The sequence below is a fragment of the Algimonas porphyrae genome, from assembly GCF_041429795.1.
GTDB lineage: Bacteria > Pseudomonadota > Alphaproteobacteria > Caulobacterales > Maricaulaceae > Litorimonas > Litorimonas porphyrae.
Window position 1 is genome coordinate 1,958,313 of record NZ_CP163424.1, and the last position, 12,081, is coordinate 1,970,393.

Consider the following 12,081-nt stretch of genomic DNA (forward strand, 5'->3'; position numbering starts at 1 on the left):
TACTGGTCCAATTTCTACCGCCTTGGCGTAGTCTGTCTGGCTTACGGCGTTTCAAGCTTCATGCTGACGGACGGCTCGTGCCCTACAAAGCTGTCAAACCGCGCAAGGCGCTCAGCAAGGGCCCTAAAAACATTGATGGATTATTGTTGAGACCGAGCTGGCCGACGCGGCGCGGACTGGCACTCATTTGCACGTCCGCTGGCACGCATCTTCATGCTTTGGATGGCCAATGCATTGCGCCGGACTCGAATCCGATCGATATAAATGATCCGACACTCGTCATGAAGACTGCAGAACGGGGCCTGTACCGTCGGTTCAGCTTTGAGACCTCTGTGCAGTCACTTGTCTATCGGGATTTTGCAGGCCGCCTAGTCGGTCCGCAGCGTAAGGCCTATGAGACCTTTCCAGACACCGACTTTTCGCCGTTTGCTCGCCTGATGATGATGCTTGAGGACCCAGCCTTGCGGAAAACATTGTTAGCGGATCTTGCCAAACATCGGTTCAAATATTCGCATTGGATTGATGGTCAGAGGCTTCGGCCGTCAGCAGGCACCGCACCATTGGAAAGCTAAAGCGCTCCCTTCCCCAGACAGCTGTGCAACTGTATGACGTTTGAGATCGCCCTTGACCGATCGACTCCCGATGCGCCATGGAACGAAGACTGAACAAACACGGCACGTCTTCTGTGCGTAAGTCTGTGTGCATGATGGGGAGAACCGTGTGAGTACCGCTCGGGCGAATGACTACATCCGCGCGGAACAGAGACGATTTCGGCGTGCGCAATCCGGACGCGCCTGGGCGATCAAGGATCTCCCCCAATTCTATTATCTGAATAATTTCAATCGGTTTCTTGCCGATATTCACGCAAATTGCTTCGATTTACTCGGTCAGCCGGAACTGGCTTTTTTGACGGCTTTCGACGCTCTACCCCAGCCCGCCCAATGCACCTATGTCCGCATGGCCAATCGTCGTGGATATGTCTTCGACAAGACCAAGTTTCGCTATGATGAGATCGATCAGATTGATGCGCAGTGGCAAGTCCTGCGCGACCATGACTTCGTGGATCCGATCGGGGCAGCTCTGTTTCGCGACTGGCTGAGCGCTTTGCCGAAGCCAGAGCTGACCCTCGTCTTAGCGGAAAGTGTCTGTGAGACGCTATTCAGGAAAAGCTGGAAGAAAGACCGCCTCATCGATATTGGCCACGCTCATATCGACCCGGATGACGCCCATATCCCTGACCGTTTCGTCGCGCAGGGCCATCGGGACACGTTGCAATATCTTCTTTTTCTGTATTTCGGCAAAATTGAAGACAATCTGCAGGCTTTCACCTTGCGCGACCTTGGCTTGGTCAAGCTATCTGAGATAAAGGCAGCCAAATTGCGCTTTCAGACGATCGAGGAAGCCCGGACAGCCTATTTCTACGCACGGGCGCTGCACGACTTCAAACAGGGAACGGACCATGATGCCCTGTCTCTGATTTCGGAGGTTGAGGACTGGCCTGAGCCGCTCTGCGAACAGAGCGCGCGCCATGCCGGGAAGCTATTGCAAAAGCTGGGTGGGTGGTCGGAACGCCGCGACGATACTGACGCCGCTCTGGCTCTCTATGATCGTTCCGACAGCGCGCATAGTAATGAACGTGTCGTTCGTATTCGCTGGTCGCGCGATATGGCAGATGATCGCGACTGGTGCCGCACGCGACTGGAAGCCATGATCGAAAGTCCGGCTTCGGATACTGAAGCGCAGTTTGCCGAAGACTTCTACGCCCGCAAATTTCACAAGAAACGAACATCCGCTACTACAGATTTGCTGCGCAGTGCGACCGAGCTTTTCCTCGACGAAGCCTATCGAAATCAGCCTGAGCGCGCCGCCCTTCGCCACTACAAGGCGCAGGGGCTGGATGCCTATCGTTCCGAGAATGTGCCTTGGCGCAACCTGTTCGGTCTTCTCTTCTGGTCCCTCCTCCACACATCCGATATGCCGCGCCGTCGCGTTCCGGAAATTTTGCGCGCCGGACAATTCTACGCCACACACAAAGACGAGATCGAACGTCGCCTCGCCCGTCTCGATACGCCGCACCGTGTCTTGCTCGACCTATTGAAGACGCTGTCCCTTCATTACGGCGAAGACAATGCACTAGTGCATTGGGGATCGCGGTCACTGGACCGCATTCAGGCGCTTGTGAGTCACGCACCTCACGGGGCCGTGGCAACTATCCTGCGGCAGATGGCGCAGGATTGGCGCGGGACGAAGGACGGCTTTCCAGACTTGATGCTGATCGATGACGGTCGCATCCGCTTTGTTGAGATCAAGACGTCCGGTGACAGCATTCGCCGCAACCAGCTGACACGGATGCGCCAGCTAACAGCGGCTGGATTTGAATGCCGGATCGTCAAGGTTCGTTGGGCCGTCGATCCCGATCAACCCTATGTCGTCGTCGATGTTGAAACGACGGGTGGTCGACCAGGCCTGCACCGCCTCACGGAAATCGGTGCGGTTAAGATGATCGGCGGCGAAGTGGCGGACGAATTTCAGACACTATTGAACCCGCAACGCTCCATTCCGCCCCATATTACGCGGATTACGAACATTACCAATGAGATGGTGGCCGGCGCACCTCTCTTTGTCGAAATAGCCGAACAGTTTCGCACATTCATGGGCGATGCGATCTTCGCGGCCCACAATGTGAATTTCGACTACGGTTTCATATCAGCTGAATATGAGATGATCGATCAGCGGTTTCGCCATCCGAAAATTTGCACCTGCGCATCGATGCGGCGTCTCTATCCCGGACATCGGTCTTATTCGCTGAAAAATCTCTGTGGGGACTTCGAAATCGATCTGAAGAGCCATCACCGCGCGCTCTGCGATGCCCGGGCCGCCGCAGCGTTACTTTGCCTTATCAATGACAAGCGCATGAGCGATTAGACACTGGAGCGGTGCTCCGGACTGTGCGAGAGCGGGATCATGACTGTGACTGCGATTGGCGCCGACCCGACTTCCCTTTCCCAGATCGACGCCGCTCGCGGTCGTATCGATGCCTGCTTGGTCACACTGATTCCATCGGCCGATACGTGGCCGCGCCGTCTGCACGAAGCTCAGCGGCATGCCCTGCTCTCCCCCGGCAAGCGTTTTCGGCCTCTGCTGACCTTATTCCTGTCGAAAGCCTGTGGCGTAGACCAAGATCGACTTGTTGCGGTCATGGAGGTTGGCTGCGCCATCGAAATGGTTCACGCCGCCTCGTTGATACTGGACGACCTGCCCTGCATGGACGATGCTCATCTGCGGCGCAATCAGCCCACAACCCATGTCGCCTTTGGCGAAAGCACGGCGATACTGTCCGCAACGGCGCTCCTGAACAGATCATTTGGTATCATCGCTCGCAACCCTGCGCTCAGTCCCGCGCAACGGACCGAATTGTGTGACCTACTGTCCTATGCGGTCGGGTCGACGGGACTGATAGCTGGGCAAATGGCCGATCTAGACAATAATAGCGCGGCAAGCGTGTCGGAGATCGAACGGGTCAACCGGCTGAAAACGGGTGCATTGTTCGATTTCGCAGCTGATGCAGCGGCCATTCTGGCCGAAAGCCCGGCTGGACAACGCGCGGCCCTGAAGGATTTCTCTCGTCAGATCGGCTTGGCGTTTCAGCTTCTTGACGATGTTAAAGATGTTCTGCAAAGCCCTGAAATCAGTGGAAAAACGCCCCATCGTGATGAGGGCAAGACAACGCTCGTTGCGACCCACTCTCTCGCTGAAACCAAGGCTATGCTGATGACGTATCTGGATAATGCGAAGCTGGCATTGGCGAGGGCAGAACTGGCAGATATGGGCGTGCTAGGCGATCTGATCGACGCGCAGTTCGCTTTTCTTCAGGAACTGTGACGCATCGCATGTTTGCGGCTCTACAAAGCGCCATTTGGTCGCTAGTCCCGTTGCAGTGTTCGACTGGCGGTCACCGGTAGGACATGGTAATTGCCTGACCAATCAATGACCATGAGAAACACCTGAAGCGCCGTGTCTGCCACCTCGTCACATCGCACGCCAAATCGCGGCCTGATCTACGCGGCACTGATGGCTGTGGCATGGCTCACGCTCCATCTGTATGCATTGTTCGGTCACACGATCGGGGATCCCTGGTGGCTGACTGTCGCTCTGATCTTCGGTCAGCTCTGGCTCTATACGGGTTTGTTCATCGTCGCTCACGATACGATGCATGGATCCTTTGCGCCACGCCACGCACGCCTGAATGACTGGACAGGGCGCATCATTCTGTTCTGGTATGCGGGCTTTAACTGGGACTCGATGCGAAAAGCTCACCATCAGCATCATGCGACGCCTGGAACGCCGGAAGATCCGGACTTCAATGCTGATGATCCGCATCGTTTCTGGCCGTGGTATCTGCGCTTCTTCCTGCGTTATTTTTCCTGGAAACAGATTGTCGTGCTGGCTGCCATCGGTGCGGTCTATACGCTGCTGGGTGCGCCCTACCCCAATCTTCTCCTGATGTGGGCCCTGCCAGCCATCCTGTCCTCCGTACAGCTCTTCTATTTCGGCACCTATCTGACGCACCGGCATGGTGAGCCCTTTGACGATGCCCATCTCGCCAGAACGAATGAATACCCACGTTGGCTGTCATTGCTGACATGTTTTCACTTCGGCTATCACCATGAGCATCATCTCTACCCGCATGAGCCGTGGTGGCGATTGCCTTTCCGTAAGCTGGAATCCCGTACATGACGCTATGGGCCGCCCTTACGATTGTCCTGCTTTCCATCATCTTGATGGAAATCTTTGCTTGGGCCATCCATAAATATGTGATGCACGGCATCGGCTGGGGGTGGCATGAAAGTCACCACAGAGAGACGGACGGTCCGTTTGAAACCAACGATCTTTATGCTGTCTGCTTTTCCGTCATTGCAGCAGCCTTGTTCATTGCCGGTTCGCTCTGGTGGGACCCGGCCTGGTTTATCGCTCTCGGCCTGACAATCTACGGCCTGCTCTACGCTTTTGTCCATGACGGTCTGGTACATCAGCGCTGGCCGTTCTTCGTCAAGGCACGCGGTCGTTACATGAAACGCCTGGTGCAAGCGCACCGGCTCCATCATGCGGTCCATACACGCGACGGCGCCGTCAGCTTCGGCTTTCTCTGGGCCGAGGATGTTCGTCGGCTGAAAGCCAGGCTCAAGGCTCAAAATCCAGTCCTGAAGTGACTGGTTTCGGCGCGGAGGAACTAATCGACTGTTACCGCCGCGGGGCATTCCCCATGGCCGAAAGCCGTTGGTCGGACGGCTTTTATCTGATGGAACCGGACACCCGCGCCGTTTTTCCGCTCGATACATTCAAGCCGTCTCGGTCCATGGAGAAGTTCCGTCGCAAGACATCACTGACTGTGACGATCAATCAGGCCTTTGCGGATGTAATCGGTGCCTGTGCGACATCGCATCCAGAAACCTGGATCAGCTTCGGAATCGAAGGGCTGTATCGTGATCTTCATGACCGAAACCTCGCTCATTCGGTCGAAGTCTGGGATCAATCCCGGCTGGTCGGAGGGCTTTATGGCGTTACACAGGGTGGTGCGTTCTTCGGCGAGAGCATGTTTTCACGGGCCACCAATGCGTCCAAGCTCGCCCTCATCCATCTGATCGAACGGCTGCGGGATCGCCGGTTTACGCTGCTGGATGCACAATATATGACCGACCACCTGGCTTCACTCGGCGCGATCGAAATCTCTCGCGATGACTATCTGGCACGTCTGAGGCGGGCAATTTTTATCGAGACAACATTCGACTAGCGCTTGCCCCTTCCAGTTACGGCGTTACGGTGCAGCCATGAAATATTTGAAACTCCCCCTCTTTCTGTCAGCCGCCATGCTTGTGGCCTGTTCAGCGGCGAACGATGAGGATGCGAAGGAGACAGTCGCCTTCGAACTGCCCACCGCTTTTCCCAGCACCTATGAACCCATGCCGTCAGCTATGACGCTTATTACCAATGCTCGCATCATCGACGGCACAGGAGAGGCCTCGACGGCCAATTCCATTCTGTTGGCTGACGGACGTATCAGTAGCATCGGGACCGATCTGAGCGCTGACGGTGCCACCGTGATCGATGCTGGAGGTCGCTTCGTCACGCCGGGAATCATCGATATTCACAGTCACCTCGGAAATTATCCATCGCCTAGCATTAATGCGCATAATGACGGCAATGAAGTGACCTCGCCGATCACGTCTGAGGTTGATGCTGAACACGGGGTCTGGCCGCAGGATCCGGGCTTCGACGAAGCCTTGCAGGGCGGCGTTACGACACTGCATATTCTTCCGGGATCGGCGAACCTGTTTGGGGGACGTGGCGTGACCTTACGCAATGCGCCGGCACGAACAGTGCAGGGCATGAAGTTCCCTGACGCACCCGAAACGCTGAAAATGGCCTGCGGTGAGAACCCGAAACGCGTCTATGGCGATCGTGGTGGCCCTGGGTCACGCATGGGCAATGTCGCCGGCTACAGGAAAAACTGGATCAGAGCGACCGAGTATAAGAAGAAGATCGAGGATGGCGATGAACCAACGCGCGATCTGCAGCTTGAAACGCTGGCGGGTGTTCTGAACGGCGATATATTGATCCAGATGCATTGCTACCGCGCGGATGAAATGGCGCAGATCATGGATCTGGCCAAGGAATTCGACTATAAGGTCACCACTTTCCATCACGCTGTCGAGGCCTACAAGATCGGCGATCTTCTGGCTGACAATGACGTCTGCGCTGCCATGTGGGCCGACTGGTACGGCTTCAAGATGGAGAGCTATGACGGTATTCTGGAAAACATTCCCTTCGTCCACGCGTCGGGCGCCTGTGCCATGATCCACTCGGATGATGACAAGAATATTCAGCGTCTCAATCAGGAAGTCGCCAAGGCCTGGGCCAACGGCAACCGGGCCGGGTTGAACATTTCACAGGACGAAGCCTGGACATGGTTATCGACCAATCCGGCAAAGGCGTTGGGCATTCTCGACGAAACTGGAACACTGGAAGCGGGCAAGCGTGCCGACATCGTGCTCTGGAGCGCCGATCCTTTCTCGACCTACGCCAGACCTGATCAGGTTTATATGGATGGCGCATTGATGTTCGACCGTGCGACGGGACTCAAGCCGCAGTCAGACTTCCGCCTTGGCACGGAGATTGCCCGATGAGACGCCTCTTCCTGACCTCTGCAGCAATTCTCATGACGGCGAGCGGTGCGGCCGCACAGGACATGTTCCTCGACGATGCGACCGTCATTGACGAAAACGGTATCACGACCACAGCCGACATACAGCTTAGCGGCGGCGTGATCGCGGCCATGGGATCCAGCCTGACAGCGACGGATGGCTCTGAAACGATGACCGGCATGTGGGTCACTCCCGGTCTGGTGTCGTCCTACAGCACGCTGGGGATTGTCGACATCGGGGCTGAACGCTCGACCAATGACACGCAATCGGCAACGGACCGCGCGTCGATTTCGATCAAGGCTTCGGACTCATTCAATCCGCGTGAAGCGCATATCGCAAATGCCCGCCGTCGCGGCGTCATGTATGTCGCTGTGACCCCGTCCCCGACAGGTGACACCATCTTTGCCGGAACGGGTCTTGTGGCCAGCCTTAGCGGCACGGAAGACTCCGTGCTGGACGACCGGGCGTTTATCCATCTCGCTCTGGGGGAAGCCGGGTCACGGCGCGCGGGTAACACGCGCGGCGCAGCGATCGCGCAACTCGAAGCCGCACTCGGCGATGCTCGTCGCAGCTTCCTGACACAGGATGAGGGTGATGTTCTGCGCAGGCAGGATGCCCAGGCATTTCGCGACGCGGTCGCTGGTCGTATTCCTCTCCTGATCGCTGCCAGTCGAGCCTCTGACTTGCGCCGTATCATCGGTCTGACGCAGGACTATCCCAGCCTCGACATCATTATTGTCGGCGCTGAAGAAGCCCATCTCCTGGCTGACGACATTGCAGCCGCGGGCATTCGTCTGATCGTCGATCCGCATGAAAACCTCCCGGACACGTTCGATACGCTCAACTCGTCGCTCGACAATGTTCTGGCGCTGGACACAGCAGGCGTGGACTTCGCTATTTCCGGCCTGTCCTCCTTCCGCGTCGTCAAGGCGGGCGGTCTGTCGCAGCATGCCGGCAATGCGGTCGGACAAGGTCTGTCACGCGAGGCGGCCTTCCGCGCCATAACCGGTACGCCGGCCCGTTGGTTCGATATCGATCTGGGCGATATCCGTGCAGACAGCCCTGCATCGCTGGTTATCTGGGATGGTGATCCGATGGAGGTGACGTCCGCCCCTGTGGCCATGTTCCAGGACGGGCAAGCCATGTCACTGGAATCGCGCATGACCGCGTTGCGGGACCGCTATAATCCGACCAGCCAGGACAACCGACCGCATAAATATCGCTAGCCAGCACAGGCGCATAGCATCGCTTGATTATACGCCGCGCCCGTGTAGGGTGCGCGCGCCAGAGAGGAGTGCGCGAGAGTCGTGCACAAAGCCGCGTCAAGACGATAAGACGCTGCGCACGGCCCGAAAGACCCCTTAAGTGAGCTCTAAAGACTCCCCGACCGAAATTTCACCCGATGCCCCGGTGGAAACGACTTTCACTGAACTTGGCCTCGACCGCCGCATCCTGAAAGCGCTGGGCGATATTGGCTATGAAACGCCGACGCCTATCCAGGCAGAGGCCATTCCCGCTGCCATGCAGAACCGCGATGTTCTGGGTATCGCCCAAACCGGCACCGGCAAGACAGGCGCCTTTACCCTGCCGACCATGAACAAGTTGGCGACGGGGCGCGCACGCGCGCGTATGCCGCGCTGCCTGATCGTCTGTCCGACACGCGAGCTCGCGGCACAAGTTGCCGAAGATGTGGAAGCCTACGGTAAATACCTCAAGCTCGAAATGGCGCTGCTGATTGGCGGCGTGTCATTCGGTGAGCAGGACAAGAAGCTGACCAAAGGCGTCGATATTCTGATCGCAACGCCGGGTCGTCTGCTCGACCAGTTCGAACGCGGCAAAATCCTGATGACGGGCGTTCAGACGCTGGTCGTCGACGAAGCCGACCGCATGCTCGACATGGGTTTCATCCCGGATATCGAGCGCATCTTCGAGATCACACCATTTACGCGGCAGGTCCTCTTCTTCTCCGCGACGATGCCGCCGGAGATCAAGCGCTTGGTCGATCAGTTTCTGCACCAGCCGGTGACAGTTCAAATCGCGCGGCGCAACTCGACCGCCAAAACAGTGACCCAACGCATTGCGCGTGTCCCGTCGTCAGATGGCAAGTTGAAGCGAAATGCCCTGCGCTGGATCATCGAGCAGGAAGAGGTCGATAGCGGCATCATCTTCTGCAATCGCAAGAAGGATGTCGACATCGTCGCCAAGTCGATGACCAAATATGGCTATAATGCCGAACCGATCCATGGTGATCTGCCGCAGAGCGTGCGCACAAAGACTCTTGAGAAATTCAAGAGTGAGGACATCAAGTTCCTCGTCGCCTCCGACGTGGCGGCGCGCGGTCTGGATGTTTCCAGCGTCAGCCATGTGTTCAATTACGATGTCCCTTTCCATTCCGAGGATTATATTCACCGCATTGGCCGTACAGGCCGGGCGGGCCGTGAAGGCGACGCCATCATGCTGGTCGCGCCGCTGGACGACAAGAATTACGAGGCGATCCTTGACCTGATCGATCGGGACTCGATTGACGAAATCGATATTCCCGACGTTGACAACTTCCCGCGCGAAGGCCGCGGCGGCGGTCGGGGACGCTCTTCTGGTGGGTCCCGCGGACGCTCAGGAAGCAGCGGTTCACGCGGCGGACGGTCGAGTGGTAGCCGCGAGCGGAAACCTGCTCGCAAGGCTGCAGCAGACGAGCGCGAAGATACGCCTTCCAAGGAGCAAGCCGAGGAACGCGAAAACGCCAAGCCTCGCCGTAGCAAAGACAGCCGATCCAATGCCGGGACCCAGCGCACTCGCAAGGCTCCCGGCCGCAAGACTGCGAAGTCCGACGATGCGAATGACCGCGTTACGCCGAACGCGTCTTCTCAGGAAGACAAGACCGAAACCAAGCGCGCCTCAAGCCGCTCCCGCCGCGCGCCCAAACGCGAGACAGATTCAGAGACGCCGAAGAAATCGCAATCCCGTAGCCGCAAGTCCGCTGACTCGGAGACTGAGACGCCAAAACCACGCAAATCATCTGCGCGGAAAAGCGAACCTCGCGGCAAACGTGAATCCGGCGGCAAGGATGCCGGTTTCGGTGGAGACGTTCCAGCTTTCTTCCGGAATTAGACCTCCAGCACTTTTGCCGTCTTCCGGGATGAAGAAGCGCGCTCGGGACTCCGCATTCAGGCCTTTCAGCCTTGCCGTCAGATCGGCACGCGTCGAGACATCGTGATCGGCAAATCCGTTTCTTGGGGGCGTCGACGAAAGGCCTAGATCGAAGCACCGTGGCTTAGCATATCACAATGGATCAGTTCCCTACTCCCATTCGATCGTTCCGGGCGGCTTGGACGTCACATCATAGACGACCCGGTTCACACCGCGCACTTCATTGATAATGCGCGTGGCTGTCTCGCCTAGAAAATCGTGGCTGTAAGGATAATAGTCCGCCGTCATGCCGTCGGTTGAGGTCACGGCCCGCAAAGCCAGGACATAGTCATAGGTACGGCTATCGCCCATAACGCCGACAGTCTGTACGGGCAGCAGTACGGCAAAGGCCTGCCAGATGTCATTGTAGAGCCCGTGTTTGCGGATCTGATCGAGATAGACGGCGTCGGCTTCGCGCAGAATATCGAGCCGCGCCTTGGTGATCTCGCCGGGGCAACGAATGGCAAGGCCCGGGCCCGGGAACGGGTGGCGTTCCACGAAGTCCTTGTGCAGGCCGAGCTCACGACCAAGCGCCCTCACCTCATCCTTGAACAATTCGCGCAAGGGCTCGACAAGTTCTAGGTCCATCCGCTCTGGCAGGCCGCCCACATTATGGTGGGACTTGATGGTGACGCTCGGACCGCCATCGAAGGAAACAGATTCGATCACGTCGGGGTAGAGCGTACCTTGGGCGAGGAACTTCGCGCCGCCGATGGTCTTGGCTTCGCGCTCAAAAATGTCGATGAAGGTTCCGCCGATGATCTTGCGCTTGCGCTCCGGGTCGGACACGCCCTCCAGCAGCGATAGGAATTCATCGCCTGCATCGACATGGATCAGATTGATGTCGTAGTGATCGCGAAACAGTGCTGTGACCTGATCGCTCTCGCCCTTTCGCATCATGCCCGTATCGACATAGACGCATGTCAGCTGATCGCCGATGGCCTCATGGATCAGCACAGCTGCAACAGAACTGTCGACCCCGCCGGACAGTCCGCAAATAACTTGGCCGTCACCAACCTGATCGCGGATCGCCTGCATCATTTCGCCTTTGAAGGCGGCCATCGTCCAATCGCCTTTGAAACCGGCAATCGTGTGCGTGAAGTTACGCAGAATGAGTGCGCCATTTTCCGTATGTACAACTTCGGGGTGGAACTGGACGCCGTAAAAGCGACGCGCTTCATTAGCAATGGCGGCCAAGGGTGCGTTCGGGCTTTTTGCAATGATTTCAAACCCGTCCGGCATGTCGCTCACGCGATCACCGTGACTCATCCAGACCTGCTCCCGTTCCGTCAGCCCGGCAAAGAGTGGCGATACGCCCGTCTTTTCCAGATAGGCTCGACCAAATTCCTGCTCATCGGATTTTTCGACGGCTCCGCCGAGTTGAGCCGCCATGAGTTGCTGACCATAACAGATGCCAAGTACGGGAACCCCGAGCTGGAAGATCGCATCGTCGGCCCGCGGGCTTCCCATATCGGCCACACTGGCCGGGCCACCCGAAAGAATAAGCGCTTTGGGATTGAAGGCTTTGAGAAAGGCGGCGTCGACCTTGTTGAATGGATGGATTTCCGAATAGACACCGCTTTCACGCACACGGCGGGCAATCAGCTTGGTCACCTGTGAACCGAAATCGACGATCAACAACCGTTCATGCTGCTGAATGATCTCGTCATGCTGTTCAGTCATTCGTACTTCC

10 protein-coding genes are annotated in these 12,081 nt (G+C 57.4%); 9 read left to right on the top strand and 1 reads right to left on the bottom strand.

What is annotated here, in order from left to right; genetic code table 11:
• The first annotated feature begins 77 nt into the window (after positions 1-77).
• The 9 genes from AB6B39_RS09465 to AB6B39_RS09505 all read left to right on the top strand — a co-directional run bounded on the left by AB6B39_RS09465 (position 78) and on the right by AB6B39_RS09505 (position 10,310).
• Positions 78-572, top strand: coding sequence for a hypothetical protein (locus tag AB6B39_RS09465; RefSeq protein WP_284368837.1), 495 nt, complete (start codon positions 78-80; stop codon positions 570-572).
• A gap of 148 nt (positions 573-720) precedes the next feature.
• Positions 721-2,925 carry an exonuclease domain-containing protein gene (locus AB6B39_RS09470; RefSeq protein WP_284368836.1) on the top strand — a complete coding sequence of 735 codons (2,205 nt, stop codon included), beginning with the start codon at positions 721-723 and terminating at the stop codon, positions 2,923-2,925.
• Between the two features lie 39 nt (positions 2,926-2,964).
• Positions 2,965-3,882, top strand: coding sequence for a polyprenyl synthetase family protein (locus AB6B39_RS09475; protein ID WP_284368835.1), 918 nt, complete (start codon positions 2,965-2,967; stop codon positions 3,880-3,882).
• A 132-nt stretch (positions 3,883-4,014) separates the two neighbouring features.
• On the top strand, positions 4,015-4,737 hold the full coding sequence (locus tag AB6B39_RS09480; protein ID WP_371398538.1) for a fatty acid desaturase: 723 nt from the start codon (positions 4,015-4,017) through the stop codon (positions 4,735-4,737).
• Positions 4,734-5,210, top strand: a complete 477-nt coding sequence (locus tag AB6B39_RS09485) for a sterol desaturase family protein (RefSeq protein ID WP_284368833.1) — start codon at positions 4,734-4,736, stop codon at positions 5,208-5,210. Before AB6B39_RS09480 ends, AB6B39_RS09485 begins: the two co-directional genes overlap by 4 nt.
• Entirely contained in the window at positions 5,207-5,791 is a 585-nt protein-coding gene (aat, locus tag AB6B39_RS09490; RefSeq protein WP_284368832.1) for a leucyl/phenylalanyl-tRNA--protein transferase, read from the top strand. The genes AB6B39_RS09485 and aat overlap by 4 nt, the downstream gene beginning before the upstream one ends.
• 37 nt (positions 5,792-5,828) lie before the next feature.
• Positions 5,829-7,184: an amidohydrolase gene (locus AB6B39_RS09495; protein ID WP_284368831.1), complete on the top strand. Its 1,356-nt coding sequence runs from the start codon at positions 5,829-5,831 to the stop codon at positions 7,182-7,184.
• Complete coding sequence (locus AB6B39_RS09500; protein WP_284368830.1) at positions 7,181-8,428, top strand: amidohydrolase family protein; 1,248 nt, start codon at positions 7,181-7,183, stop codon at positions 8,426-8,428. Before AB6B39_RS09495 ends, AB6B39_RS09500 begins: the two co-directional genes overlap by 4 nt.
• Before the next feature lie 139 nt (positions 8,429-8,567).
• Entirely contained in the window at positions 8,568-10,310 is a 1,743-nt protein-coding gene (locus tag AB6B39_RS09505; protein ID WP_284368829.1) for a DEAD/DEAH box helicase, read from the top strand.
• Positions 10,311-10,499: 189 nt separating this feature from the next.
• On the opposite strand, the gene guaA is transcribed toward AB6B39_RS09505, so the two are convergent.
• The gene (gene guaA, locus AB6B39_RS09510) at positions 10,500-12,071 is read right to left on the bottom strand and encodes a glutamine-hydrolyzing GMP synthase (RefSeq protein WP_284368828.1); all 1,572 of its coding nucleotides are present in this window, start codon (positions 12,069-12,071) and stop codon (positions 10,500-10,502) included.
• Positions 12,072-12,081: the final 10 nt, after the last annotated feature.

Coding starts and splice junctions, on each gene's coding strand:
- AB6B39_RS09500 (WP_284368830.1), top strand. CDS start 7,181: ATGAGACGCCTCTTCCTGACCTCTGCAGCAATTCTCATGACGGCGAGC.
- AB6B39_RS09485 (WP_284368833.1), top strand. CDS start 4,734: ATGACGCTATGGGCCGCCCTTACGATTGTCCTGCTTTCCATCATCTTG.
- AB6B39_RS09475 (WP_284368835.1), top strand. CDS start 2,965: ATGACTGTGACTGCGATTGGCGCCGACCCGACTTCCCTTTCCCAGATC.
- guaA (WP_284368828.1), bottom strand. CDS start 12,071: ATGACTGAACAGCATGACGAGATCATTCAGCAGCATGAACGGTTGTTG.
- AB6B39_RS09495 (WP_284368831.1), top strand. CDS start 5,829: ATGAAATATTTGAAACTCCCCCTCTTTCTGTCAGCCGCCATGCTTGTG.